Origin of the sequence: Novosphingobium malaysiense, from assembly GCF_000802225.1 — a bacterium.
Taxonomy (GTDB): domain Bacteria; phylum Pseudomonadota; class Alphaproteobacteria; order Sphingomonadales; family Sphingomonadaceae; genus Novosphingobium; species Novosphingobium malaysiense.
On the sequence record NZ_JTDI01000007.1, the window covers coordinates 90,089 to 115,120 of the forward strand.

The 25,032-nt window shown below is 64.7% G+C and carries 32 protein-coding genes; 19 read left to right on the forward strand and 13 right to left on the reverse strand.

Features of this window, described 5'->3' with window-relative positions; translation table 11 throughout:
• Positions 1 to 106 precede the first annotated feature (106 nt).
• The 4 genes from acpS to ruvX all read left to right on the forward strand — a co-directional run bounded on the left by acpS (position 107) and on the right by ruvX (position 3,151).
• Positions 107 to 517, forward strand: coding sequence for a holo-ACP synthase (acpS, locus tag LK12_RS19830; RefSeq protein WP_039288157.1), 411 nt, complete (start codon positions 107 to 109; stop codon positions 515 to 517).
• 20 nt (positions 518 to 537) lie between these two features.
• The gene (gene lepB, locus LK12_RS19835; RefSeq protein ID WP_039288160.1) at positions 538 to 1,494 is read left to right on the forward strand and encodes a signal peptidase I; all 957 of its coding nucleotides are present in this window, start codon (positions 538 to 540) and stop codon (positions 1,492 to 1,494) included.
• Positions 1,495 to 1,562: 68 nt separating this feature from the next.
• Positions 1,563 to 2,687 (forward strand): DUF3089 domain-containing protein, encoded by a 1,125-nt coding sequence (locus tag LK12_RS19840; protein WP_039288163.1) that lies wholly within the window; start codon positions 1,563 to 1,565, stop codon positions 2,685 to 2,687.
• Positions 2,669 to 3,151, forward strand: a complete 483-nt coding sequence (ruvX, locus tag LK12_RS19845; protein WP_039289536.1) for a Holliday junction resolvase RuvX — start codon at positions 2,669 to 2,671, stop codon at positions 3,149 to 3,151. The genes LK12_RS19840 and ruvX overlap by 19 nt, the downstream gene beginning before the upstream one ends.
• A gap of 54 nt (positions 3,152 to 3,205) precedes the next feature.
• On the opposite strand, the gene LK12_RS19850 is transcribed toward ruvX, so the two are convergent.
• The 5 genes from LK12_RS19850 to LK12_RS19865 all read right to left on the reverse strand — a co-directional run bounded on the left by LK12_RS19850 (position 3,206) and on the right by LK12_RS19865 (position 6,518).
• The gene (locus LK12_RS19850) at positions 3,206 to 3,445 is read right to left on the reverse strand and encodes a hypothetical protein (protein WP_039288166.1); all 240 of its coding nucleotides are present in this window, start codon (positions 3,443 to 3,445) and stop codon (positions 3,206 to 3,208) included.
• A 96-nt stretch (positions 3,446 to 3,541) separates the two neighbouring features.
• Positions 3,542 to 4,453 (reverse strand): hypothetical protein, encoded by a 912-nt coding sequence (locus tag LK12_RS19855; RefSeq protein WP_039288169.1) that lies wholly within the window; start codon positions 4,451 to 4,453, stop codon positions 3,542 to 3,544.
• A complete protein-coding gene (locus tag LK12_RS19860) occupies positions 4,441 to 5,430 on the reverse strand; it encodes a hypothetical protein (protein ID WP_039288172.1) in 990 nt (329 codons plus the stop codon). Before LK12_RS19860 ends, LK12_RS19855 begins: the two co-directional genes overlap by 13 nt.
• Before the next feature lie 10 nt (positions 5,431 to 5,440).
• Positions 5,441 to 5,614 carry a hypothetical protein gene (locus tag LK12_RS24750; RefSeq protein ID WP_156135572.1) on the reverse strand — a complete coding sequence of 58 codons (174 nt, stop codon included), beginning with the start codon at positions 5,612 to 5,614 and terminating at the stop codon, positions 5,441 to 5,443.
• 106 nt (positions 5,615 to 5,720) lie between these two features.
• A complete protein-coding gene (locus LK12_RS19865) occupies positions 5,721 to 6,518 on the reverse strand; it encodes a precorrin-2 dehydrogenase/sirohydrochlorin ferrochelatase family protein (protein WP_039288174.1) in 798 nt (265 codons plus the stop codon).
• A gap of 175 nt (positions 6,519 to 6,693) precedes the next feature.
• On the opposite strand from LK12_RS19865, the gene LK12_RS19870 reads away from it, so the two are divergent.
• From LK12_RS19870 to LK12_RS19880, 3 genes are all read left to right on the forward strand, one after another.
• The gene (locus tag LK12_RS19870) at positions 6,694 to 7,056 is read left to right on the forward strand and encodes a hypothetical protein (RefSeq protein WP_039288175.1); all 363 of its coding nucleotides are present in this window, start codon (positions 6,694 to 6,696) and stop codon (positions 7,054 to 7,056) included.
• 156 nt (positions 7,057 to 7,212) lie between these two features.
• On the forward strand, positions 7,213 to 7,422 hold the full coding sequence (locus tag LK12_RS19875; RefSeq protein WP_039288177.1) for a hypothetical protein: 210 nt from the start codon (positions 7,213 to 7,215) through the stop codon (positions 7,420 to 7,422).
• Between the two features lie 125 nt (positions 7,423 to 7,547).
• Positions 7,548 to 7,979 (forward strand): MAPEG family protein, encoded by a 432-nt coding sequence (locus LK12_RS19880; RefSeq protein WP_039288179.1) that lies wholly within the window; start codon positions 7,548 to 7,550, stop codon positions 7,977 to 7,979.
• Here the strand turns inward: LK12_RS19880 and LK12_RS19885 are convergent.
• The 4 genes from LK12_RS19885 to LK12_RS19900 form a co-directional block, all read right to left on the reverse strand.
• The gene (locus LK12_RS19885; RefSeq protein ID WP_039288180.1) at positions 7,976 to 8,251 is read right to left on the reverse strand and encodes a ribosomal protein L7/L12; all 276 of its coding nucleotides are present in this window, start codon (positions 8,249 to 8,251) and stop codon (positions 7,976 to 7,978) included. The genes LK12_RS19880 and LK12_RS19885 overlap by 4 nt on opposite strands.
• Positions 8,248 to 8,643, reverse strand: coding sequence for a hypothetical protein (locus LK12_RS23995; RefSeq protein ID WP_052223632.1), 396 nt, complete (start codon positions 8,641 to 8,643; stop codon positions 8,248 to 8,250). Before LK12_RS23995 ends, LK12_RS19885 begins: the two co-directional genes overlap by 4 nt.
• A gap of 465 nt (positions 8,644 to 9,108) precedes the next feature.
• The gene (locus tag LK12_RS19895; protein WP_039288182.1) at positions 9,109 to 9,477 is read right to left on the reverse strand and encodes a DUF4870 family protein; all 369 of its coding nucleotides are present in this window, start codon (positions 9,475 to 9,477) and stop codon (positions 9,109 to 9,111) included.
• Between the two features lie 84 nt (positions 9,478 to 9,561).
• Positions 9,562 to 10,341: an SDR family NAD(P)-dependent oxidoreductase gene (locus LK12_RS19900; protein WP_039288183.1), complete on the reverse strand. Its 780-nt coding sequence runs from the start codon at positions 10,339 to 10,341 to the stop codon at positions 9,562 to 9,564.
• Between the two features lie 45 nt (positions 10,342 to 10,386).
• Between LK12_RS19900 and LK12_RS19905 the strand changes: the two genes are divergently transcribed.
• The gene (locus LK12_RS19905; protein ID WP_039288185.1) at positions 10,387 to 11,847 is read left to right on the forward strand and encodes a carboxylesterase/lipase family protein; all 1,461 of its coding nucleotides are present in this window, start codon (positions 10,387 to 10,389) and stop codon (positions 11,845 to 11,847) included.
• A 9-nt stretch (positions 11,848 to 11,856) separates the two neighbouring features.
• Here LK12_RS19905 and LK12_RS19910 read toward each other — a convergent pair whose 3' ends face one another.
• Positions 11,857 to 13,182, reverse strand: a complete 1,326-nt coding sequence (locus LK12_RS19910; RefSeq protein WP_039288187.1) for a NupC/NupG family nucleoside CNT transporter — start codon at positions 13,180 to 13,182, stop codon at positions 11,857 to 11,859.
• 104 nt (positions 13,183 to 13,286) lie between these two features.
• Here LK12_RS19910 and LK12_RS19915 point away from each other — a divergent pair, with 104 nt between their 5' ends.
• The 8 genes from LK12_RS19915 to LK12_RS19950 all read left to right on the forward strand — a co-directional run bounded on the left by LK12_RS19915 (position 13,287) and on the right by LK12_RS19950 (position 18,894).
• Positions 13,287 to 13,973, forward strand: coding sequence for a queuosine precursor transporter (locus LK12_RS19915; RefSeq protein ID WP_039289542.1), 687 nt, complete (start codon positions 13,287 to 13,289; stop codon positions 13,971 to 13,973).
• 15 nt (positions 13,974 to 13,988) lie between these two features.
• Positions 13,989 to 14,597, forward strand: a complete 609-nt coding sequence (locus LK12_RS19920; protein WP_039288189.1) for an SOS response-associated peptidase family protein — start codon at positions 13,989 to 13,991, stop codon at positions 14,595 to 14,597.
• Between the two features lie 87 nt (positions 14,598 to 14,684).
• Positions 14,685 to 15,596, forward strand: a complete 912-nt coding sequence (gene argB / locus LK12_RS19925; protein ID WP_039288191.1) for an acetylglutamate kinase — start codon at positions 14,685 to 14,687, stop codon at positions 15,594 to 15,596.
• A 35-nt stretch (positions 15,597 to 15,631) separates the two neighbouring features.
• Positions 15,632 to 16,204 (forward strand): hypothetical protein, encoded by a 573-nt coding sequence (locus LK12_RS19930; protein ID WP_039288193.1) that lies wholly within the window; start codon positions 15,632 to 15,634, stop codon positions 16,202 to 16,204.
• Positions 16,205 to 16,354: 150 nt separating this feature from the next.
• Positions 16,355 to 16,648, forward strand: a complete 294-nt coding sequence (locus LK12_RS19935) for a YggT family protein (RefSeq protein WP_039289545.1) — start codon at positions 16,355 to 16,357, stop codon at positions 16,646 to 16,648.
• Positions 16,648 to 17,547, forward strand: a complete 900-nt coding sequence (folD, locus tag LK12_RS19940) for a bifunctional methylenetetrahydrofolate dehydrogenase/methenyltetrahydrofolate cyclohydrolase FolD (protein WP_039288195.1) — start codon at positions 16,648 to 16,650, stop codon at positions 17,545 to 17,547. Before LK12_RS19935 ends, folD begins: the two co-directional genes overlap by 1 nt.
• Complete coding sequence (locus LK12_RS19945; RefSeq protein WP_231568426.1) at positions 17,544 to 18,251, forward strand: hypothetical protein; 708 nt, start codon at positions 17,544 to 17,546, stop codon at positions 18,249 to 18,251. The genes folD and LK12_RS19945 overlap by 4 nt, the downstream gene beginning before the upstream one ends.
• A gap of 7 nt (positions 18,252 to 18,258) precedes the next feature.
• A complete protein-coding gene (locus LK12_RS19950) occupies positions 18,259 to 18,894 on the forward strand; it encodes a MarC family protein (RefSeq protein ID WP_039288197.1) in 636 nt (211 codons plus the stop codon).
• A gap of 43 nt (positions 18,895 to 18,937) precedes the next feature.
• Here LK12_RS19950 and LK12_RS19955 read toward each other — a convergent pair whose 3' ends face one another.
• From LK12_RS19955 to LK12_RS19965, 3 genes are read right to left on the reverse strand one after another with little or no spacing between them, the layout of a single operon-like run.
• The gene (locus LK12_RS19955; RefSeq protein WP_039288198.1) at positions 18,938 to 19,750 is read right to left on the reverse strand and encodes a cephalosporin hydroxylase family protein; all 813 of its coding nucleotides are present in this window, start codon (positions 19,748 to 19,750) and stop codon (positions 18,938 to 18,940) included.
• Positions 19,751 to 19,765: 15 nt separating this feature from the next.
• Complete coding sequence (locus LK12_RS19960) at positions 19,766 to 20,494, reverse strand: FkbM family methyltransferase (RefSeq protein WP_039288199.1); 729 nt, start codon at positions 20,492 to 20,494, stop codon at positions 19,766 to 19,768.
• Positions 20,495 to 20,498: 4 nt separating this feature from the next.
• Positions 20,499 to 21,713: an FkbM family methyltransferase gene (locus LK12_RS19965; RefSeq protein ID WP_039288200.1), complete on the reverse strand. Its 1,215-nt coding sequence runs from the start codon at positions 21,711 to 21,713 to the stop codon at positions 20,499 to 20,501.
• A gap of 119 nt (positions 21,714 to 21,832) precedes the next feature.
• Between LK12_RS19965 and LK12_RS19970 the strand changes: the two genes are divergently transcribed.
• The 3 genes from LK12_RS19970 to LK12_RS19980 are packed head-to-tail and all read left to right on the forward strand — an operon-like array spanning position 21,833 to position 25,022.
• On the forward strand, positions 21,833 to 22,693 hold the full coding sequence (locus tag LK12_RS19970; protein ID WP_039288201.1) for an NAD-dependent epimerase/dehydratase family protein: 861 nt from the start codon (positions 21,833 to 21,835) through the stop codon (positions 22,691 to 22,693).
• Positions 22,690 to 23,766 carry a radical SAM protein gene (locus LK12_RS19975; RefSeq protein WP_039288203.1) on the forward strand — a complete coding sequence of 359 codons (1,077 nt, stop codon included), beginning with the start codon at positions 22,690 to 22,692 and terminating at the stop codon, positions 23,764 to 23,766. The genes LK12_RS19970 and LK12_RS19975 overlap by 4 nt, the downstream gene beginning before the upstream one ends.
• Entirely contained in the window at positions 23,763 to 25,022 is a 1,260-nt protein-coding gene (locus tag LK12_RS19980) for a glycosyltransferase (protein WP_039288205.1), read from the forward strand. Before LK12_RS19975 ends, LK12_RS19980 begins: the two co-directional genes overlap by 4 nt.
• The last annotated feature ends 10 nt before the right edge of the window (positions 25,023 to 25,032 follow it).

Consider the following 25,032-nt stretch of genomic DNA (forward strand, 5'->3'; position numbering starts at 1 on the left):
GAACCAACCGTCATCCCGGCGAAGGCCGGGATCGCGTGCCGGAAACGCGGCACCTGGTGCATAGCGGCCCCAGCCTTCGCTGGGGCGAGGACCGGAGGAGCAAGGCTTGATCATCGGAATGGGCTCTGACCTGTGCAACATCGAGCGTATCCAGAATTCGCTCGACCGCTTCGGCCAGCGCTTCGAGAATCGCGTCTTCACCGAGATCGAGCGCGCCAAGGGCGACCGGCGTCCGTTCACCAAGGCCGGCACGCTGGCCAAGCGCTTTGCCGCCAAGGAGGCCTTTTCCAAGGCCGTGGGCACCGGCTTCAAGGCCGGCGTCTTCATGAAGGACATCGGGGTGGTCAACGCCAAGTCCGGCGCGCCAACGCTGGCGCTGACCGGTGGAGCGAGGTTACGGCTTGATTCGATGACTCCGGAGGGTCATGAGGCCGTGGTTCACCTTACGCTCACAGACGATCATCCATGGGCGCAGGCCTTCGTCGTCATCGAAGCTCGTCCGCTCACTGCCGAATAGGATCCGAGTTGCCCCCCGCCATGTCCGAAACCGCCCCTTCCGTTTCCCAACCGAAGGACAAGGACCGGGAAGGCTCCCGGCGGGAGACGATCAACTGGTGGCACGAATTCCGCGGACTGGCGCTGATGCTGCTGGGGGTGCTGGCGTTTCACTCGTTTCTCGCCAAGCCGTTCTACATCCCCTCGATATCGATGATGCCGAACCTGCTGGTGGGTGACCGGCTGGTGGTATCCAAGTATCCCTATGGCTGGAACTGGTCCTCGCTGAGCTTCCACCTGCTCCCGCGCAGCACCTGGCGCATCCTGGGACGCACCCCGCGATACGGGGACATCGTCATCGTCGTCCCGCGAAACCGCAAGGAAGATCTGATCAAACGCGTCGTGGCGCTTCCGGGGGACCGCATTGCCGTGATCGACGGACGCATTCGCCTCAACGGCAAGTTCATCAAGCGCGAGGTCGAGCCGCCGGTCGAGATCGCCGCGGACGATTCGCTGCAATGCGATGGCCAGGCTCCGGGGCATTGCTACGACGGCTTCGGCATGTTCCGCACGCGCCTGCCGAGCGGGCGAGAGGTCTACGACCTGCCGACGTATCGCGAAACATTGCCCAACGGGGCAACCTACCCGGTCATCGATTATCTCGACCAGCCGCTCGACAACTATCCCGAGACAGTCGTGCCCAAGGATCACGTTTTCCTGATGGGCGACGACCGTGACCGCTCCGCCGACAGCCGCGCGCCGTTCGACACGGATTTCATGGGCAACCCCGGCGGCGGCCTCGGCGGCCCCGTGCCGCTTTCCGACATCGGCGGGCGTGCCGAATTCATCACCTTCTCGCTCGACGGAACCCAGACCTGGAATCCGCTGACCTGGTGGAGCGCACTGCGCGAAGGCCGCGCCTTCAAGAGCCTGCGACCCCGGATCGACCCGGCCGTCGCCAAGGCCTACGAAGAGAAGCTGGCGGCAGCCGCAAGATAGCTCCGCAACCCGAGCGCTGCGAGGCAGGTGCTTGACCCCGACGGCTGCCCGGGCAACACGCACCGCCCATGGCTCGCAAGTTCCTCTACGTCATCGCCGTCCTGGTGGTGCTCTACATTCTCGTCAGGCTGGTCCTGACTTTCTACGCCGAAGACCTGACGGAAATGGCGTTCGTCCCCGATGGTCCGTTCCATGCGCGCCCCGCCCTTGCCGACAACGCCTATGACGATCCCAGGATGTGGATCGCCCGGCCCGACCTGGAAACGAAAGACAATGCGGCGCAGTGGCTGCCGCCCGGTGTCGACGCTCCCGACAAGGCGCCCACCGTTGCGGTCTTCTTCGTTCATCCGACCAGTTACATCGAAAAGGGAGACTGGAACGCCGATCTCGACCATGCCAAGTCGAAGCAGCGGGCCGACCTTTTCGTGCAGGCCATGGCAAGCCCGTTCAACGGCACGGGCGCAATCTGGGCGCCGCGGTATCGTCAGGCGGCGGTCGGAGCCTTCCTGACCGACAAGCCCCAGGCGGAAAAGGCCATCGATCTTGCCTATCGCGATATTCGCGATGCCTTCGATGCATTCCTTTCCAACATTCCCGAAGACCGGCCGATTGTCCTTGCCGGCCACAGCCAGGGCGCCTTCCTGCTGCGCCGTCTGCTGCGCGACCGGGTGGCCGGAACGCCGCTGGCCGGTCGGATCGCCGCGGCCTACGTCGTGGGATGGCCTGTTTCGATCGAACACGACCTGCCGCACATGGGCCTGCCGGCCTGCATGCAGCCACGTCAGTCCGGCTGCGTGGCGAGTTGGCTGAGCGTTGCCGATCCCGCGGACACCTCGATGCTGATGCAGGCCTATGCCCGCCGCAAGGGGCTCGACGGACAGAACGAAGGCGGAAGCCCGTTCCTGTGCTTCAATCCGCTCACCGGAACCCTGGGCGGCGCCGCCGACGCCACTGCCAACAAGGGCACGCTGGTCCCCGACTTCAAGCACAGCACCGGAGAACTCGTGCCGCAGGAGGTGCCCGCAGCCTGCGGTGCCGACCACTTCCTTCACATCGGCCCGCCGCCCAAGCTCGATCTCGACGCCTTCGTGCTGCCGGGCAACAACTACCACGTCTATGACATCACCCTGTTCTGGGCCAACCTCAGGGCCGACTACGAAAGGCGCACTGCGACATGGCTGAAAGCGCACTGATCACCACCAGCGCGCTCGACTTCCGCGACGCGCTTCCCGACGCCGGGCCCCTGCTCGGGCTCGACCTGGGCACGCAGACCATCGGGACGGCCTTCTGCGATGCCGGCTGGCGCTTCGCCTCGCCCGGCAAGACGATGAAGCGGGGCAAGTTCGGCGCCGACAAGGCCGCGCTGGAAGCCCTGATCCGCGAACGCTCGGCCAAGGGCATCGTGATAGGCCTGCCGCTCAACATGGACGGGTCCGAAGGTCCCCGGGCGCAATCGAGCCGCGCCTATGCCCGCAACCTCTCGGTTCTGGGTCTGCCGATCCTCTTGTGGGACGAACGCTGGTCCACCACCGGCGCCGAACGCGGTCTCATCGAGCAGGACATGAGCCGCGCCAAACGCGCCAACCGTATCGATTCGGCCGCCGCCGCCGTGATCCTGCAAGGTGCGATAGACGCTCTGGCCGGCGGTTTGTTTTAGAGGCTGCAATCGCCTGGCGGTCCTCCAACAGCCACATCGGGCCTTGCCCGCCGGTCAGCTGAAAATGCGCGCGAAGAAGCTCTTGATGCGTGTGGGCGGTGATGTCTGGCCCGTCACCTGGAACAGATAATTCCCCAATTGAACGGCCTGGTTCTTGTCCATGAACACGAACTGCGTGTGAAGATCTTCAGGATCGTATGGGGGGGTCTTGCGTACCGTCTCGAGCTTCAGCGCCAGCCGGCTGCCGAGGTCTTGCGACGTCCAGCCGACCAGTACACCGGAGTTTTCATCCATGGGCTATCCCCGTTAGCTTACGGGAAAAACTCTACACGCGTCCAACCCCGGATGACAATTACCCCTTCGGGCTGACCGGACAAGCTGCCGCCACACCTACCTTCGGCGCTTCGCCGCTTTCGCGACCCTGCGGCTGCCGGCCGCTTCCGCCTCGCGCCAGACTGCATCGCGCGCTCCGCTATCCGATGCCGCGCCTGCCAGAGCGCGCCAGGCGACGAGCCGCATGCGATCGCTGGGGTGGTGCTTTCCAAAATGCCGCGCAAGTTCGCCGGCCTCCTCGCTGCCCAGCGCCACGGCAAGGCGCAGGAAAGTTTCGCTGGGTCCGTGGCCCAGCACGCTGGCGATGCGAAAGCCGCCGACGCTGCCGTCGATCGGTTCGAAGGTGTGGTGGTCCGTCCAACCCTGGGCGCCGTGGACATGACACAAGGTCAGGCTGACCGACAGCGCCTCGGGCGGATGCTGGCAATGGACATCGCACCTCGCGCGGTAGTGGACGAGCCGGCCCGGCATGTGCTGCGAGCGACCGACCGGACGCAGCATCACTGCAGCGCCGGAATGGCTGGCGGAATTCTCCACGTCGAATTCGTAGTCGTCGATGCGGCAGCCGGGGCCGAAATAGCCCAGCGTCAGAAAATCGAAGTTGTGGTTGTGGACCACGCCGTAGCCGAGAGCCCTGGCGCCACTGGCACGCAAGGCGTGCTCGGCCGGGGACGGCAGGATTTCCGCGCCGATGGCGAAATTGCCGCGATCGGGCCCGGCAAGCAGAAGACTGTTCGGCCCCCAACCGCGGAATGCCGGCGCGCCGGCCGCCGGCCGCTCGCGCCCGGCAAGCAAATCGACAAGCGCATCGCCGAGAAAATGCGGATCGTTGCCAAGACGCCGCAGCCAGTTGGCCGAATGCGACAGGCTTTCCTCTTCACGCGGATCGAATCCCCACGTCGCGAGCGCCTCCACGCATTCGCCGAGCGTCGCCGGGGTCGGGTCCCTTGCCGGGATCACTCTGACCATGGCGACGTTCTCTCCAGATCCGGCCACGTATCGAGCAACGAGGCATGCAGTGACGCGACAGGATGCGACAAGGGGTCTTCGGGATCGGCGGACAGGCGGGCGAGCAAGTCCAACCCGGCGGCGGTGTCGAGCGCCAGCACCTCGCGCAGCGCTTGCCAGCGCAGGCTTTGCGAGGCGTCCTTGAACGTGTCTCCCGATGCTATCGCAGCCATTGCCCCGACTGCATCCTTGCGCCCCATGCGCGCAAGCACGGAAACGGCGAGTTCGAGACGGGTATCATGAGGCTGCGCAGCTGCCTGGTGTACCAGCGTTCCATCAGGCAGGCTGAATTCGCGTGCCGGCTCGGTATCGGCAAAGGCGCGCTGCAAACGCAAGAGCACCAGGCTTCCCTGCACGCTGCGCACCTGCAAGGCCTGGCGGGGACCATAGCGGTAGAAGGCCGTCCCGGGCCGCAGTTCGACCGCACCCGATTGCAGCACCTCGCGGTCGTCCGGGCCATCCCGGCGCAGGATCAGATCGGCCGTCCCCGTGCCGGAAAGGACGTGTATCCACGTCTCCTGCGGGCTGAAGCGCGCCGTCCTCGGCGCCGGCAGCGCCGCGAGCGCGGCACCTTCGTAAGCCGCAAGAGCCAGACTGGCCCGTCCCGAGGACGCCAGCACGAGCACCGGCACGGCATTGCGACGACCATGCGAGAGCGGCATCTGACCGAGAGGATGCGCGCGCAGCCCATCAAGCCCTGCCGAAACGAAAACCTCGGCAAACCGCCTGGCCTGAGGCGTCTCTGCAGCGAAAAGATCGGCCAGGGCAGGACACAGATCGAGCGCAGCGCCCTTGCCGAAGCGATCCATGGCTTCGAATACCGACGCGACGCACGGGTCCGCGCGCCATTCAGCAACCCTGTCGGCAAGGGCTGCCTGGGCAATCTCCACAGTCTCTTCTTCCTGGCGCAGCGCGGCCAGGGCCTCGTTCACCGACATGGGAATCGCGTCATTCGGTCAGGGCGAACGGCATGAGGTAGGGCATCAATTCCGCATGGTTGTCGTCCTCGGCATCGATCCGCGACTCGTCGGCAAGGCTGCCGAAGATGCCGGTCAGCACGTCCAGATCGGGCAATGCCGCGTGATCGATCCGCGGAAGCGTCGTCTCGTCGCGTCCGGACATTTGGTGTCCCGCCCCCTGTTTTTGGTGGTATTTGTCCAACGTGAAAATGCCGCAACGCGCGGAAAGCTCTCAATTAAAAGTTTGCAACGGTGGAACGGGGCGTCGTTCACCCGCGCCTTTCCGGGCCGCGCAGGAGCACCACGAGCCCCTCGCCCGCCGGAATCTGCCCCGGCGCCACTGCCACCCGGCTGGCGTCGGCCCGCGCCCGTTCGAGAACCTTCCTCGGCACGCCGGGCTCGAAGGCGACGATGTCTGCCGATCCCATCAACCGCGCCTCCCGCAGCGTCAGGTCTTCGGGGTCATCGCTGCGCAGAACGATCTCGACAGCGCCCGTCGGGTCCGGATCCGCCTTCTCCCCGAGCCAATGCTCGACACGTCCCGGAGCGACCTCCGTCAACACGTCGAGCGCGCCTCCGGCGCCGAGCGCGGCATCGAGCGCCCGGCGGCGCGCGCCCGCGTCGGGAAAGCGCGTCCGCAAGGCTGCCCGCGCTTTCCCGAGCGCCGTAGCCAGCGGCCCGAGCGATTGCGGCAGGAGTTGCTCAAGCCGCAGTCGCAACTGCTTGGCCAGGCCCGCCGATGCCCCGCCGGTGCCGATGGCTACAAGCACCGGTGAACGGTCGAGGATGGACGGCACCGTGAAGTCGCACAGGGCCGGCCTGTCGGTGGCATTGACGAGCAGTCCTGCACATCGTGCCCGGATCGCGTCCGCCTCGGCTGCACTGTCGCTGTCATGGGCAATGAAAGCCAACCGGGCTCCCTTGTCGATCCCCTCCTGCAGGTCGTCGATGACGAGGCCTCCGGCGCGCTGCACCAGCCGCCGCTTGGCTTCGGCCGCTTCCCCTGCACCGAGCACGACGACCGGCTGGCCGGAAATACGATGGAAAAGGGGAAGGGTTTCGATCATCGCCAGACCGTAGCGGGGGAAACGGCCAAGCCCAAGACCTCGCACGCGGGCCGCGACAGGCGTCTGGCACGGGACGTTTCGTCGCCTTCCGCACTCGGAAAGGCGACAATCGGCAACCGCCAAGAGCCGGAAGCGTTTTCCTCACGTAACCGAAGTTGCTTTCGGGAGAATGCAGATGACCGGAAAGATCATACCTGTCCTTTTCGGGGCGGCTCTGGGCCTGGCCGCGCCGGCACCGGCACAGGACGTCGCGGCCCGCGCCTCTGCCGGTCCGGCGACCAGTCCCGCCATGGCGCCCCCCGACGTGGTGACTGTCCGCAATATCACGCGTGTCGAACTCACGCCGGGGCTGCCCATCGTGGATGACAGCGGGGCGCAGATCGGCACTGTCAAGAAAGTGGCCGGCAACACCATCGTGATCACGGATGGCACCGCGGACTACAAGGTGCCGATCACGCAGTTGTACGCATATCGCAAGGATGCCGCCGACCATTTTGCCAGCCGCCTGCCCAAGTCGGTTCTCGAACGAGAGGAGTAGCGCGCCGGCAAAAGGGCGATTGCTTGTGCCATGGACGATTTCGCGTCCGCTGGCCTCGGCTGCGGATGTTACGAATGTGTGCTTCGGGAACCCTTGGCTATGCTCCCCGTTGCACAAATGCACAGTTTCACAGCGGCTTGCAAAGGAGAGTGCCCCATGGCTGATTCGACACCCACAGGACGCGCCAAGTGGTTCTGGATCATCGTGATCCTGCTTTTGCTCGTGGTCCTTGTGGTCTGGCTGTTCTCGCCATCGGGTGACAGCAACGATGTGGCCGTCACTGCGCAGGCGACCGAGGATTCGAGCCAATGGGTGGAGGAACCCTCCGGTCCGAAGGTCCCTGTAGACTTGCCGACATCGCAGTAGGCAGCGACCCCGCGATTTCATGAGCTTCGCAGCGCGCCGCAATGGAATGCGGTGCGCTGTCGCTTGCGGTACCGGCCGGGCTTGGGCATGCTTGCGGCAAAATCGCAAGGGGGAGAACCATAACCATGCCCACTATCAACCAGACGCTTGTCCTGGTGCCGATGCTCGTGGTCGTCGCACTGACGTTCATTGCCTTCGTAAGGATGGCTGTAGCCCGCGGGGCGGCAGTGAAGGCCGGGCAGGATCCGAACTTCTATCGCGCTCATCTCGGTTCGCCGGAGCCTGAACCTGCGACGGCGGCGGCACGGCACTGGGACAATCTGTTCGAACTGCCGACGTTGTTCTACGCCGGCTGCCTCACCGCGTTCGTGCTCGGCGCCGTGGGCACATGGACCCTGGTCTTCGCCTGGGGCTATGCGATTTCACGCCTGGCGCAGAGTGCCGTGCACATGACGTCCAACAATCCGGGGCCGCGCGGTATCGCCTTCAGTCTCGGCACGCTGTTCATGCTGGCGCTGTGGATCAACGTCGGCAGCGCGATCGTCGCCGCGCTCTAGAGCCTGTCACGCTCCATTGCCTCGACGGCGTCCTTCGATTCCTTGAGGCCCATTCCGGTCGCTTCGCGCAAAAGCTTGATCGCATCGATCTTGTGGCCCTCTGCCACCGCCGTTTCGATTTCCGCGCGCAGCGCCGGGCCGAGGTCGAAATAAGCAGGCGGGAGCGGGGCCGATGCACCGCGTCTGCGCGCCGTGCCACGCCCGGCCATCCAGCCCAGCGCGAACACGACAAGCAACATCAGCATGAACAGTAGCCAGTCCAGCCCGCTCATGCGCCGATCTCCCCGCTCGTAAGCGTTCGGATGTGCACTTCGCGCTCTCCGGCGAGATGCCGGTTTTGTCGCCCGCAGATACCGACATCATCGAGCACTGCACGTTCGAACTCGGCATGACGGGTGCGTCCGATCTTGTCGTTGACCAGGCCGGGCTGGCCGGTGCCCAAGTTCAAGGTCCGGAGATCGGCCGTCTGCCCCAGTCTTTCGGGCGCGATTTGAAACTCGAAGGGTCGCACGCTCGATTCAGAAGACATAGCCGTCCTCCCGTCTTCAGGGTTGCTCCATACCATGATCTCGCCGCGTTGCCGCATGAACGTACGTTCACTGTCCGACACTGCGCAAAGCGGACCTGCACCCGGAATGTAGAGAAGCCGCGACGGCCCGATCATGGCGTGCCCCTGATCGCATGCCGAATCGCTTGCCCGCCGAACCGCCGTCCCCGGGGGGGGCTAAGGGACGGCGGCCGGCACAGCTCGGGGCCGCACCGTGGACGGGCGTATTGCAAGGGCAGGAGACAACGGCCGCGATGACTACCGGCCGAAAAATCGCCCAAGTATATTAAAGATCTCAGTATTCATTCAAATTACCTCACTGCCACAGCAAGGCAAGCTGGATTGCCACCGAAATGAACCCTAACACCTGCCGATAGGATTAAATATCGGTAAGGCAAAACCTTTAAAATCAGACCGAGAACTCAATTCAAATGAAAAAAGCAACCCCGTTAGTAGGGTTAACTACATGCTGCAATTGCAGCCCACCCTTCACCTGACCAGTAACAGGCTCAATAAGCGGCAGTCGCCAGGAAGGCGTTCGCGTGTGCGAAATTTCCGGTCAACGCCCGGACGGGCGTTCAATCAGATGGTCCAGGAGCCGGGATTCGGCATCGGGGCGTGTTTTTGCGCGTTGATCAGGCACAGGACGCTGCGCACGATCACGAGGATCGCCGTCGCAAGAAGCACCAGAAAGCCGATCAGCACGATCATCAGCAGAAAGCCGGCGATCGACCCCACAAGCGCGATCCAGAACGTATTGATCAGATACTGGTAGTGCGAAACTTCCCAATCCGCCTTGGGTTCGTTGCGCCAGACAAAGGCCAGAACGACGCCGATGATCCCCGTGACCCCGACCACGAAGGATGCGAGGTAGAGCAGGCTGATGATCGTCGGGTTGTTGAATTCGAAACCCGAAGCCGGGTTCGAGGGCTTGCGGTCGAGATCGTCCATGGCTTGCCTCCCTGTCGCCAGAATGCGCACCGCGGGGATGGTGCCTTCTTTGCGCTTCGGGTGCAACCGCCCTCTGCCGGTGCGTCAGGCGAGGTCTTTCATGCTCTGCGCCATCGCCGTCAGCGCTTCGCGGCGCGGCATGGCGCGCAATTGGGAGAACATCTCGCGGTAATGGGCATTGGGAACGAAAGTGGGCCCTTCGCGCAGGTTGTCCAGTGTGAGCCGGGCCACCTCGGCGGCAGCCTGCAGGTTGGCGAGGCCGGGCATGCCGGCCGTAGCTTCGGATTCGGTTGCACCGGGGCACAGCGTCAGCACGTCCACGCCGGTGCCCTGCAACTCGCCCCACAGGCCCTCGCCCAGAGACACGACCAGCGCCTTCGATGCCGAATAGGCCGTCGAGTATGGGCAGCCGATCAGTCCCTCGACCGAGGCGGTGAAAACGATCCCTCCGCGCCCGCGCGCTTTCAGACGGGAGATGAAGCCATGCGCCAGTTGCATCGGTGCCTGGCAATTGACCGCGAGCATCTTGGCCATCGCCGAAGCGTCCTTGGTCTCGAAGGCACCCTTGAGGTTGAAGCCGGCATTGCTGACGACGAGGCCGATGTCGCTGCCTTCCGTCTCCGCCAGCAGCCTTGCGGGCGCTTCGGGATCGGACAGGTCGGCGCCGATCACCCGCGTGCGTACGCCGCATGAACTGAGCAGGCGCTGCGCCAGGGCCTCGAGCCGATCGGTGCGCCGCGCCGTGAGCACCAGATCGAACCCACGCGCGGCGAGTTCCTCGGCAAAGGCGAGGCCGATGCCGGACGAGGCGCCCGTCACCAGGGCGATGGGTCCGTAGGTCTCGCGGAATTCCTCTGGCTTCATGGCGCCCTCCGGCTAGCATTGTCGCTTGTCAGGGGAGAGAAAACGATGACGCAGCCGATTGTCCAGACGCGCGCAGGCAAGATCGCGGGGACGCAACATGACGGGTTCCGGCGCTGGCTGGGCATCCCCTATGCGCAGGCCCGGCGTTTCGCGGCGCCAGAACCCGCAGCGCCCTGGGCCGGCGAACACGCTGCCACCGCATTCGGCAAGCAATGTGCCCAGCAGTTCGGCCGCAAGGTTCGGGCGGCCTATGCACAGAGCGAGGGCTTCGGCGAGGACTGCCTCTATCTCAACGTGTGGTCGCCCGACGGCGGCACCACCGCGCCCAAGCCAGTGATGGTCTGGATCCACGGCGGTGCTTTCGTCGCGGGCGGAGCGGATAGCTACGACGGTTGGCAACTCTCCACCGAGGGCGATGTCGTGGTGGTCACGATCAACTACCGGCTGGGCGTGTTCGGGTTCGTCAACTTCGGCGAAGGCCTGGGCTTGCCGGCGATCCCCTCCAACCTTGGCCTGCGCGACCAGATCGCGGCGCTCGCATGGGTGCGGGACAACATCGCGGCTTTTGGCGGCGACCCCGACAAGGTGACGATCTTCGGCGAATCCGCGGGCTCCATGTCGGTTTCGCTGCTGATGCTTTCACCCCTGGCGCAGGGCCTTTTCCACGGCGCGATCATGCAGTCGGGCGCCGTCAGCCTGATTCACGACCGCGACCGCTCGATCAACGATGCGCGCCGCTATGCCGAGGTGCTCGACCTCGACCAGTCTGGCTTCGCCAAGCTCCAGTCGCTCTCTGCAATGGAGCTGCTCCAGGCCCAGGCCCGGGTCGGCGCGATGGTCGAGCCCGGCATCCCGGCAGCTCCATGGTACGACGACGATGTCCTGCCCGCCTCGCTGGCAGACGCCCACAAGCGGGAGATGGCCCCGGTTCCGTTGATCGCGGGTGCCACGCGCGAGGAGATACGCCTGTTCCGCATCCTGCCCGGAAACATCCTGCCGACGAAGCGCGAGGACCTGGAACACCTTGTCCGCAACCAGCTGGATCAGGTCCACGCCGAACGGATCCTGGCGCAGTATCCGCGCAACAAGCGGGGCGAGATCGCGCTCGGCACCGACCTCACGTTCCTGATGCCCACCCGCAACTTCGCCACCCGCCACGCCGCGCACCAGCCGACATGGTTCTATCGCTTCGACTACGCCAATCCGTTCTTCGGCGCCGCCCATGCCATGGATCTCGGGGTGTTCTGGCCGATGCAGGGCCTGCGCGCGTTCATCGTCAGGGGCGGGCTCAACCGCGGGCGGCGAAAGGCGCTGGGCGTGCGCATGCGCCGTCACTGGGCTCATTTCGCCCACCACGGCACGCCCGGGGAAGACTGGCCGTCCTTCACGCCGGAGGGCCAGCAGATCCGCAGCTATGCTCTGGAGGACGCGATGCTCGAAGACCCGGACGCCGCGCGTTTCGCCGCGTGGGGCGGCGCAGACGTGAAGGCGCGGATCGGGCTCTAGCGGAAAGCCTCAGACCAGGCTCAGGAACAGTCCCGCAAGCGCCGCGCTCATCAGGTTGGAAAGGCTGCCCGCCGCCAGCGCCCGAATGCCCAGTCTGGCAATCACCGGACGCTGATTCGGCGCGAGGCCGCCCGTAACCGCCATCTGGATCGCGATTGACGAGAAGTTGGCGAACCCGCACAGCGCGAAGGTGACGATCGCGACGGTGCGCGCGGACAGGGTGCTGTCCTGCCCCAGTTCGATGAACGAAACGAATTCGTTGAGAACGATCTTGGTGCCGAACAGGCCGCCGGCATGCATCGCCTCGTTCCAGTCCGGCGCGCCGAGCAGGAAGAACACGGGCGCAAAGACATAGCCGAGCAGCGACTGGAAAGTGACGCCCTGGAACCCGAACAGGCCCGCCGCCCAGCCGACGAGGCCGTTGGCGAGCGCGATCAGGGCGACGAAGGCCAGCACCATTGCGCCGACGGCGACAGCCAGCTTCACGCCCGTCTGCGCGCCTTGCGATGCCGCCATGATTATGTTCGCGGGTTCTTCGTCCTCGTGCTCAACCGGCTCGACCTCGTCCACGTGGACTCCCGGCTGGTGCGTCACGTCGTCGCGGTTGAGCGCAGCGGCGGCCATGCCGGCCGGCGGCACATAGCCTTCGTGCACGTTGCTTTCGTCGGGGTGCGGCCCGCGCGGATCGGGCATGATCATCTTCGCCATGAAGATGCCGCCCGGCGCCGACATGAAGGCGGCGGCCACGAGATAGTCGATGCGGATGCCCATCGAGGCATAGGCTGCCAGGATCGTGCCCGCCACGCCGGCCAGGCCGACGGTCATCACGCAGAACAGCTGTGAGGGATTGAGGCTGGCGAGATAGGGCCGGATCACCAGCGGGCTTTCGCTCTGGCCGACGAAGATGTTCGAGGCCGCGCACAGGCTTTCCACCTTGCTGATCCCGGTCACCTTCTCCAGCGCCCCGCCGATCCAGTGGATCACCAGCGGCATGATGCGCAGGTAATAGAGGATCGAGATCAGCGATGCGAAGAAGATGATCACCGGCAGCGCCGCGATCGCGAAGCTGGTGCCGCCGATCTCGGGCGATGCGAGGGGGCCGAACAGGAAATCGACACCGGCATGGGCATAGCCGAGCAGGCTCTCGACGCCCGCGGCCGCGCCGCGCAATACCCGGTTGCCGAAAGGAACATAGAGCACGAGTGCGGCGAAACCCGCCTGCAGCGCGAATGCCGCGCCGACCACGCGCAGCCGGATCGCCTTGCGGTCCGCAGAGAGCAGAAATGCTGCCGTCATGATGAGAACGATGCCCAGCAGGCTGTAGACGACATGCATCGAGGCGGAAATCTTTCGTGAAATGGGAGGAGGAATTGGGAGAACCTATCGGCCCGGACCCGACACGGCTAGTCCAATTGTCTCCACCCCGTTAGAGGATGGTCATGGACCAACCTGTCGCTGCCGCACCTGCGCCCGCCCCTGCAACCTCCCGCTCTCTTTTCGTCTATTCCCTCCTTTACGGGGGGCTCGTCGTGCTGGCGGGCGTGCTGGGCACAAAGCTCGCCTCGCTGGGACACTGGCCGGTGCTGGGTGATCTCGCGGTCGAATCGGGAATCTTCGCCTTCCTGCTGCTGGTCGTGCTGTCGAGCGCCGTCGCCGAACTGCACGGCAAGGACGCCGCGAACCGGCTCGTACGCTACGGCTTCATCCCGCTGATCGTCTCGATGCTGTTGCTGACTTTCGTCATCCATGTGGTGCCGCCGGCGCCGTTCTGGGACGACCAGGAAGCCTTCGCCCGGCTTCTGGGCCAGGGTGCGCGCATGCAGTTTGCCGGGCTGGTCTCCTACGGCGTGTCGCAGACGCTCAACGTCTATCTGTTCTCCAGGCTCGCGGGCGAGAACCTCGGGCACGAGCGCAGTGGCATGCTGCTGATGCGCGCCTGGATCGCGAGCATGCTGTCGCAGACGATCGATACGGTGCTGTTCATCTCCATCTCGTTTGCAGGGCAGGATCTGCCTCTGATTTCCATCATGGAAGGGCAGATCATCTCGAAACTGCTGCTTTCCACGATCATGGTGCCGCCGTTCATCTGGTTCTTCGTGAAACTGGGGCGGCGCCTCGACGCTTGAGGAGGCTGCAGACCCGTGTGCAATCACTATGGCAACATCGCGGGCGCCGAAGATCTCATCTCCAGCTGGCGTGACTATATCGCCTGGTCGCTCGACAGCGACATCCCGCAGGGTTCGTTTGAAACGGATCTCTGGCCGAAGCGCGAAGCGATGGTGGTGCGCGACGCAGCCGGCGGCGCCGTAATCGACCGCCTGCGCTGGGGCGCGCCGCTCAAGGTGCCCGGCAAGCGCCCGGGAACCACGATCACCCGGCGCGTGACGAACGTGCGCAATCTGGCCAGCCCCTTCTGGCGCTCCATGCTCGCTTCCCCGGCACAGCGCTGCCTCGTGCCCTTCACCCGCTTTGCCGAGCCGAAGCCGGGGGCAGGCAGGGAAGAAGTCTGGTTTCGGGTGAATGCCACGACGGTGCCTGCCTTCGCCGGCATCTGGCGCGCTTCCGAGGAGGGCAACGTCTTCGCGTTCCTGACCTGCGAACCGAACCCGCTGGTGGGGCCGATCCACCCCAAGGCGATGCCGGTGATACTTCATCCCGAGGACTACCAGGACTGGCTCGACGGCGCTCCTGCGCAAGATTTCGCCAGGCCGTTTCCCTCCCAGCTCATGGCCGTGACCGCGGCGGACTGAGCGATTCGCTGCAATCATCCGGGCGGCAAACGCCAATCTGCCGGAAAACCTCTTCAAATCCGCGCCAAGGGTACTAAAGCCCATCCCATGTCGAATCCCCACGATCCCGCCATGCTCGCCAAGGCCGAAACGCTCGTCGATGCGCTGCCCTATATGCAGCGATATGCCGGCCGCACTTTCGTGGTGAAGTATGGCGGTCATGCGATGGGCGATCCTGAACTGGCGCACGACTTCGCCGAGGACGTGGTGCTGCTCAAGGCGGTTGGCATCAATCCCGTGGTGGTCCACGGCGGCGGGCCGCAGATTGGCGCCATGCTCAAGAAGGCAGGGATCGAAAGTCAGTTCGTCGACGGCCTGCGCGTGACCGACAAGGCGACCGCCGAAGTGGCGGAAATGGTCCTGTCGGGCGCGATCAACAAGGAAATCGTCGGCTGGATCACCAAGGCCGGCGGCAAGGCCATGGGCATTTCCGGCAAGGACGGAAAGATGGTCACGGCCCGCAAGGTCCAGCGCACCAAGAAGGACCCCGACAGCCTGATCGAGCAGGTGGTCGATCTCGGCTTCGTGGGCGAGCCCGACACGATCGACACCTCGGTGATAGAGACGATTTCGTCTGCCGGCATGATCCCGGTGATCGCCCCGATCGCCCCCGGCGCCGAAGGCGACACCTACAATGTCAACGCCGATACGATGGCCGGCGCCATTGCCGCTGCACTCGGAGCCGCGCGCCTTTTCCTGCTCACCGACGTACACGGCGTGCTCGACAAGCAGGGCAACCTGCTGACCGACCTCAGGCCTGCCGACATCGAGCGCCTGCAGCAAGACGGTACGATTTCCGGCGGCATGATCCCCAAACTGGAAACCTGCGTGCACGCCGTCGAAGCGGGGTGCGAGGCTGCGGTCGTGCTTGACGGGCGTGTATCGCATGCCATGTTGCTGGAAATATTCACGCAGGAAGGGGCCGGCACGCTGATCCGCACGGGCCAGGCAACCAAGTGAGGGGCTTCAAAAGGCTGAAAGGTATCACGAATCCCATGCGCACCAGAGCCGCATCCAGGACCATGCTCGCCACCGCACTTTCGGGCAGCGTGCTGCTGCTCGCGGGCTGCGACAACAATGCGCCTTCGCCGGAGATGACCGCCGAGGCGACCGGATTTGCAACCGATGCCGTCGTCACAGAGCCGGCACCGCTTCCTTCGGTGGATGCATCCGCGGCCGCAAGCGCCGGCATCGCTGCCGGACTGGACATGGCCGCGCTGCACGAACGCCGCGATCCCGAACGCCTGCTGCGCTACTATACCAACGCGATCCGCGTCGGCGACTGGATCGATGCCGCAAAGGCCTGGAGCCTCGATGCGCAGATGACGCCGGAGAAGCTGCAGGCCGAGTTCGGCGGGCAGGCAGGCCCCAAGATCGCGGTGGGCAAGGGCGATGTTGAAGGGGCTGCCGGCTCGCTCTATTACGAAGCACCGATCGTCGTCGATTTCGCCGATGGGCGCCCGTCCAAGCGGGGCACCATCGTGCTGCGCCGCGTGAACGACGTGCCCGGCGCGAGCGAGGAACAGCTCAACTGGCGGATCGAGCGTACGTCCACGCTGGTCCCCTGATTCCCGGCCCGAACGCACTGCACGGATCGGTATTCGTCGAAAGCTGTCGATCAGCGGTAGAGCGCACCCTTGCCGGGATGGCGCCTGCTCGGCTATCAGCGCGTCCAGCCTCGACCTGAGCGCGGGTCCCCATCAGGAAAGGAGCAGGTGTTGCTGTTCGCCACCCTCTACGAGATCGTCCAGTATCTCATCAATATCATCGTCTTCGTGGTGATTGTGCAGTTCGTGTTGAGCCTGCTCATCTCGTTCAACGTGGTCAACATGCACAACCAGTTCGTCGCGGCAGTCTATCACGCCCTAAACGCCATTCTCGATCCGCTGTTGCGGCCTATCCGGCGGATAATGCCCAATACCGGTGCGATCGACTTTTCGCCGATGATCCTGATCATCGGGCTGACCATCCTCGGCATCATCCTTCGCAACCTGGCGATAGCGTACGCGTAATGTCGGAAGCTGCGATCATCGACGGCAAGGCCTTTGCTGCGGGCCTGCGTGAACGCGTCGCCAAGGTAGCAGCCGATTTCGAGGCGCAGGCAGGCCGCAAGGCGGGCCTCGCGGTCGTGCTGGTGGGCGAGGATCCGGCCAGCCAGGTCTACGTGCGCAACAAGAACAAGCAGACGGTCGCCTGCGGCATGAACAGCTTCGAGCACAAGCTGCCCGCCGAAACGCCGGAGGCGGATCTGCTGGCGCTGGTCGAAAAGCTCAATGCCGACCCGGCGGTGGACGGTATCCTCGTCCAGCTGCCGCTCCCGGCGCACATGAACGAGCAGAAGGTGATCGCCACGATCAACCCCGACAAGGACGTCGACGGCTTCCACGTCGTCAACGTCGGGCGTCTGGCGACCGGCCTGCCCGGCTTCGTGCCCTGCACGCCGCTGGGCTGCACGATGCTGCTGAAGGACCGGCTGGGATCGCTCTCCGGTCTCAATGCCGTGGTGATCGGCCGCTCGAACATCGTCGGCAAACCGATGGCGCAGTTGCTTCTTCGTGAGAACTGCACGGTGACGATTGCCCACAGCCGGACGCAGAACCTCCCCGAGGTCGTGCGCGGTGCCGACATTGTCATTGCAGCGGTCGGTCAACCTGAAATGGTCAAGCAGGACTGGATCAAGCCCGGCGCGACCGTGATCGATGTCGGCATGAACCGCCTGCCGCCGCCCGAAGGTGAAACCAAGGGCAAGCTCGTCGGCGACGTCGATTTCGCTGGTGCTTCGAAGGTGGCCGGATCGATCACCCCCGTCCCTGGCGGCGTCGGCCCGATGACTATCGCCGTTCTGCTGCGCAACACTATCGTCGCCGCGCATCGCAATGCCGGGGTCACGCTGGACGAGAGCGCGGTTTGAACCGCTTCGGCGCCTTCCTGCTGGCAGGTGCGACGGTGGCAATGCTCGCCGCGCCCGCGAGTGCTGACAGGCGCCGTCGACCTGCGGGCGTGGGGACGGCCAATCCCAGCGCCCTGATCGCGGCCGAGATCGCCTTTGCCCGTGCCGCGCGCGAAGACGGGCAATGGACCGCCTTCCGCAAGTTCGCGGATGACGAGGCCGTGATGTTCGTGCCCCAGCCCGTCATGGCGAAGGACTGGCTGAAAGGCCGCGCCAATCCTGCTCAGCCCGTGCAGTGGGAACCCTACCAGGTCTGGATGAGCTGCGACGGCACGCTCGGCGTGACCAAGGGCGAATGGAACCGTCCGGACGGGTCGGTTGGCTATTTCACCACGATCTGGAAGCAGCAGAAGAAGGGCGATTACCGCTGGGTGCTCGATCAGGGCGATGCGCTGAACGAGCCGCTGGAAAAACCCGACTGGCTTTCCGCAAGCGTAGCGGATTGCCCCCAGCGCGGCAGCGGCGAGCCTCAGCACACCGGCGACGGCGATCACGAGAAGCGTCGCGAAGCTGGAATGACCGGTTATGGGCAGGCCGATGACGGCACCCTGAGGTGGAGCTACAAGGTGTCGCCCGACAACTCGCGCGTGCTGTCCGTCTACCTGCGCAAGAACGGGAGCATGACCGAGGTCTTGTCTTCATCCGTGGCCGGGCAGGCGAACTGAGCGCAGCATGCTCGACCTGTTCCTCTCGGCTTTCGTCACCCTTTTCGTGGTGATCGACCCACCCGGCTGCGCGCCGATCTATGCAGGGCTTTCGGCAGAGGCGAGCCGGCGACAGGCCGTGATCATGGCCGCGCGCGCCTGTGCGGTCGCGGCCATGATCCTTGTGGCCTTCGCGCTGTTCGGAAAGCAGTTGCTCGGTGCGTTGCATGTCGAGCTCGACGCCTTCCGCATCGCGGGTGGCATCATGCTGTTCATGATCGCGGTCGACATGGTCTTCGAAAAGCGCACCCAGCGGCGCGAGGAACGCGCCGAAAAGCTGATAGCCGAGCACGCCGAAACGCCCGAAGTGGAAGACGTTTCGATCTTCCCGATGGCTATGCCGATGCTCGCCGGGCCCGGCTCGATCGCGACGATCATGCTGCTGATGAGCCGCGCCCACGGCTTCGAGCAAACGATGACGGTGCTGGCCGCGATGCTCTCGGTCATGCTCCTGAGCTTTGGCGCCCTCGCTGCCGCCGGCCCGCTCATGCGGGTGCTGGGGGACAAGGTCGAGGCCGTGATCACCCGCCTGCTGGGCGTGCTGCTTGCTGCTCTGGCAGCGCAGTATGTGATCGATGGGGTGACGGCCTCGCTGCTGCGCTAGCGGCTGATCAACCCGAACCAGCCACATTCCCCGTTCGGCTAAGTCAAACCCGCCGCAGGAACCCGTCGACCGAGGCGGTGATGACGATCTTGTTCTCGATGGTCTTGTCGAGTTCGAAGGCGAGCTTGCCTCCATCCGCCGCGGTGCGGCCTTCGTCAGCCAGCCGCTTCTGGTATTCCCAGACCGCCGTGCGCGGGTTGTCGCCTTTGCCCCAGGGCCGGTCGGCGCACATTTCGTCGGGCAGGTCTTCCACGCCGGTATCCCAGACCACGCAGTAGGACCCCTTCGAGGTCAGCGGCGCGTAGAGTTCCAGCTCTTCCAGCACATGTTCGTGCGTATGGTTGGAATCGAGGAAGACCATTATCCGCTCGTACCCTTCGGCATGGGCCTTCACCTGCTCGAAGATCTCGGGCGCCACCGAAGAGCCCTGGATGGTGGTGATCTTGTGTGCCATCGGGTGCGCCTCGATCCCGGCGCGGTTGTGCGCGCGGATATCGATGTCGACGCCCACCACCTTGCGGCGGCTGGCCTTCGGATCGAGCACGGTACCCGCTTCGAGGGCATCGCAGTAGTCGAGCATGGCCAGCATCGAGGCCGAGAGGATCAGCGATCCGCCGTGGGCAATGCCGGTCTCGACGATCAGGTCGGGGCGACAGGCCCAGATCAGTTCCTGGATCGCATACTGGTCCTGCGGCACCTGGATGATCGGGCGGCCGAGCCAGGTGAAATTCTGCGCATAATTGTGCCGGATCGCCTCGCGCAGCCAGATCTGCGTCATGCCGAGGAACGCGGTATCCTCGCCGATGCCGCGGATGTTGTCCTGCACATAGGCAGCGAACTTGGCGTTTTCAGACATGCAATCAATTCCCGATCATGTGAGGCGTGTGCAGTGGATGTCCCACCAGCGCGTACGCGGGGCGAGGCGGTTGCCTTCGCGGTCGCGCACCGTCGTGGCGTAGTGTTCCACCATATCGTTGTAGGAGAGCCAGTCGCCCTCGATATCGCGGCCAAGCGGACCGGAGGCACCGGCAGGGAAGACGTGGCCGTGTTCGGCATCGGTGCGCCCCTCGACGGTCGACTGGTCGAGCAGCTTGAACCCGTCGTAACCGCAAGCGGCGAGGGTTTCCATGTAGTCGAAGCCGAAGCGGCAATCCTCGACGCTGACGCAGGCGGGCAGCAACGGTGCGTCGCGGAGCTGGTCGAGCACGACATGATCGACCCCTTCGACATCGATCTTGAGATAGTAGGGCACGCCGTATTGCTCGAACAGTTCGGGCAGCGTCACGCACTGCACGGTGATGCGCTCACACGTGCTGTCGTCGCGTCCGGCCCAGCCCGGATCGATGCTGCTCCAGTGGTCGTTGTCGAGATTGACGAGAAAGCTCGTCTCGCCCGAGTGCTCCCAGATGGCGGCATGAACGATGGTAAGGCGGCCCTGTTCCACTGCATCGGCGAAACGCTCCGAAGCCTTGGCGCAGAGCGCGGGATTGGCTTCCAGCGCGACGACATCGTAGCCGAGCTTCAGATAGTAGTCGGTGTCGTCCCCGTTGTTCATGCCGAGGTCGAAGATCAGGCGGCTGTCGCGGGCATAGGCTGTCATCGGATCACCCCTGCTCCTTCGGCAGCGCATAGACGACGGCGCCGGTACCGCACCAGCTGTGCAGCCGCATCAGGAAGCGATAGTCCTCAAGCGTTTCCATCAGCCATGCGGGTGTCCGCCAGATGCCGTCCGCATTGTGATAAGTGGTCACGGCAAGGATCGGGCGGTGGCGCCGGATCGTCTCTTGCGCACCGCGCAGCGCATCGCGCTCCGCGCCTTCCAGATGCAGTTTGATGAAATCGGGTGCGAGATCGAGGCTGTCGAGCGTTTCGCTGCGCAGTGTGTCCTGCCCGGTGGTGGAGAATTGCGAGGCATAGCCGAGGCCGCGATGGAAGGGCCGCGTATCGTTCTCCGCGCCGAGTGCGGCGGATACGAGCGCGATCCGCTCGGCCACGTCCGGTGCCATCGCCGCGCGCATGGCTTCGATGGCGGCCATGTTGTCGGGATCGGGTTCGATGGCCACGATCTGCCTGAACGCATTGTCGCGCAGAGCCGCGAACTTGCGCGTGACCTGCCCATGATGCGCGCCACCATCGACGAACTCATCCAATGCGTCGGCGCTGGCGCTCACCTCGGGAATGAAGAAGCGGTCGCTTCTCGTGACGGGCGCACCTTCGAAGGTCCACTCCTCGCGCAACATGCGCCAGGCGAGGAACTGCAGATGATGCGCACGCGACAGATCGTCGTCCCACCCTTCAAGAACCTCTGCGGTTCGCGCGAAATCGGTGTCGCTCAGCGGATCGGCGAACCAACCGTTCGAAAGCGGGTGCCTATCGCGCTGGCTCTCGGCGACATCGTAGAAGGGGACGATCTCGGCCCAGCCGTCCGTCGCCAGTTCGCTTTCCAGCGGCTTGAAGGGCGCCGTGGCGACGCAGAGGATCAGCGGCGCATCCTGCTTCACATGGGACGGCACATCATCAGGATGCGCGATCTGAACGCCGCGCCAGAACGGGTCCTTGCGCAGCGTCTCGGCATTGCGGTCGACGACAAGGCCGATCTCGTGGCCGAGCGAGGCGAAGTAGTCGCGCGCCATCCGGCCCATATCGCCGCCGCCATAAAGCGTAATCGGAAAGCGGGGAGGTTGCGGCGCCGCACGGCAGGCGCTGTCCCTCAGTTCAGCCAGCAGCGCGCGTGCTTCGCTGCGCCCCGGCACTTCGCGGAAATGGCGTTGGCCATAGCGATTGGCGCCAGTCAGCACCGCTGGACCCCTTTCGCGCATGACCTTTTCCGTACTCCCCGTGACGAACCACGAACTTATCACACGCAAAGCGTATGGGAATCGTTAACCAAACCTTGGTAGTTGTGTCGGCCAAGGGGAAAAGGGCTTGTAGATTTACCATGAGCGTGGTGCTGTTGACTGGAGCGACCGGCTTCGTCGGTCGAGCGATCCACCGCTATCTCCAGCGGCGGGGCCATGACGTGCGCGTCACGGTCCGCCCCGGCACCGCTTCGCGTCTGGCCGCGCCGGTCCCGCATACCGCCATCATCGAAACCGACGACATCTTCGCGCACGACGCCGCTTGGTGGGCGCGGGCCTGCGAAGGTGTGGACGCCGTCATCCATGCCGCCTGGTATGTCGAGCACGGCCGCTATCTGAACGCTCCCGAAAACGCCGACTGCGTACAGGGCAGCTTTGCTCTCGCGCAGGGCGCGGCGCAGGCCGGGGTGGACCATGTCATCGGTGTGGGCACCTGCATGGAGTACCGCCTGCCGGGCGAGCACCTCTGCGTCGATGCTCCGCTCGAACCGGCCAATTTCTACGCTGCGTGCAAGGTCGCGACCTATCACATGATGCGCGAGTGGCTGGCGCAGCACGACACCCGCTTTTCCTGGTGCCGGCTGTTCTATCTTCACGGCGAGGATGAGCATCCCGCGCGGATCGGCGCTTACCTTCACCGCCAGCTACAGGCCGGTGAACAGGCGGATCTTTCCGCCGGCACCCAGGTCCGCGACTTCCTCGATGTGCGCGAGGCGGGCGCGATGATTGCCAATGTCGTCGACAGCGGCCAGACTGGCGTCATCAACATTTGTTCGGGCGAGCCGCTGACCGTGCGCGCCTTTGCCGAGCGGATCGCCGACAGCTACGGCCGGCGCGACCTGCTGAAATTCGGAGGCCAGCCGCCTCGTCCGTCCGACCCCGCAGCAGTGGTCGGCGTCTGCAATCTCGAAAAATCTGCCGAACTACTGGAGTTCTTATGAAAGCGCAGCTGAAGCCCCGGATCAATCTGGAAGGGCGCACGCCGCTGGAAACGGTCATTCCGCTGGAGACCCCGTTCGTCGTCTTCGTCGACCCGGCCAGCGCCTGCAACTTCCAGTGCAAGTTCTGCCCCACCGGGCACCGCGACATGATCGCCGACACCGGCCGCTACCAAGGCGCGATAAAGTACGACGTCTTCACCAAGGTGGTCGACGATCTCGCCGCGTTCTCGCAGCCGATCAAGGTGCTGCGCATGTACAAGGACGGCGAGCCGTTCCTCAACAAGCGGCTGGCCGACATGGTGCGTTACGCCAAGCAGGCCGATCACATCCTCTATATCGACACCACCACCAACGGCACGCTGATGACGCCGGAACGCGCCGGGCCGGTGATCGAGGCCGGGCTCGACCGGATCAACATCTCCGTCGACGGCATGACCAACGAGCAGTACAAGCGGTTCACCGGATTCGACTTCGATTTCCCCGCCTTCGTGAAGAACGTGAAGTGGCTCTATGAGAACAAGGGCGACATGGAGATCGCGATCAAGATCCCGGGCGAGCTGATCACCGAGGATCAGCGCAAGGAGTTCTTCGACACCTTCGGCAACTACTGCGACCGCATCTTCGTCGAGAACTTCGCGCCTTGCTGGCCCGAGTTCGACATCGAGGCGCATACCGGCGTGAAGATCGAGAAGGGCATCTACCAGCAGGACGTCACGCCCACCGACACCTGCCCCTACATCTTCTACGGCTATTCGGTGAACGCCGACGGCCTCGTCAGCTCGTGCTTCCTCGATTGGGGGCGCAAGCTGGTGATCGGCGACGTGCGCGAGCAGTCGATGAAGGAGATCTGGAACTCCGACAAGATGAACGCGCTGCGGCTGCAGCATCTGGAAGGCCGCCGCTGCGAAAACGGCGTCTGCGGCGATTGCGGCCAGCTGACGCACTGCCTGCCCGATAACGTCGATGAATTCCGCCCCACGCTGCTCGACAAGTTCAACAAGCTGGTGACCATCGATCCGTCCGTGGAGGCCCCGGGCGGGTTCAGGGAGCCGAGCGCCATCGCCGCAGAATGAAGATCCTGCACATCGCTGCGCACCTGGGCGGCGGCGTGGGCAAGGCCCATGCCGCGCTCTGCGCAGCCGATGGCGCCGATGTGCAGCGCCACTACCTGCTGCTCGAAGAACCGCGCGACCGGCGGTATGCGACCGCCATCGAGCAGGCCGGCGGCACGATCATCGTGGCGCCTGATCCGGCAATTGCGCGCGATCTCGTTGCGCAGACGGACATGCTGCAGATCGAATGGTGGAACCACCCGCGGCTTTACGAGTGCTTGTGCCGGTGGGATCTGCCGGCAGCCCGCACGGTGATCTGGGCGCACATCTCCGGCCTCCATGCGCCCTGCATCCCTGCAGGTCTGCTCACCGCCCCGCATCGTTTCCTGTTCACCTCGGCGTGCTCGATGGAAGCCGCTGCCGTGCAGGCGCTTCCGCCGAAAGACCGGACTGGTCTGGGCGTGATCAACAGTGGTTTCGGCTTTACAACACCCGCTCCCACATCACCGGAACGTGCCGGAAATGTAGCTTATCTAGGCACCGTCGATTTCAGCAAACTGAGCCCCGACTTCTTCGCGGTGGTGGACCGCGCCGAGCCCGATACGCCGGTGTCCATCTGGGGTGAGGTGGACGCAGGAAACCCCGTCCTTCGCCGCGCTTCGGCCATGCGCAAGCCCGCCGCGGTGCGCTTTGCCGGCCACACCGACGATCCCGAGGAGGTGCTGCGGCAGACGGGGATATTCCTCTATCTGCTACAGCCCGAGCACTTCGGTACCGCCGAGAACGCGCTCATCGAAGCGATGTCGCTGGGCTGCGCGCCGCTCGTCTTCGACAATCCCGCCGAACGCGCCATCGTCGAGCATGGCCGCACCGGATTCATCGAAGCCGATGCCCCCGCCGCTGCCGAGCGCCTGAAATGGATGCTGCGCAATCCGGATGCGGTCGGAAAAATCGGACAGGCCGCAGCCCGCTCCATGGCGAAAGCCCGGACCGCCACAAAATCCGCCGGCGAATTCGCGGCGATCTACCGCGACGTGCTCTCGCTTGAGAAGCGGAAGACCGACTACAACGCGATACTCGGATCGACGCCCGCCGAATGGTTTCTTTCCACGCTGGAAGATCCCGGTTCGCCCAAAAAAGACGCCAAGGGCCCTGCACGCAAAGGCACGCTGGCCCACTTCGCCCAATGCTTTCCGGACGACCCGTCTTTCGACACGCTGACAAACAAGGCAGCCGGAGCCGAAACGCTGTGGTCGGCAATGAGACAACAGCACTAACAGCGAAACG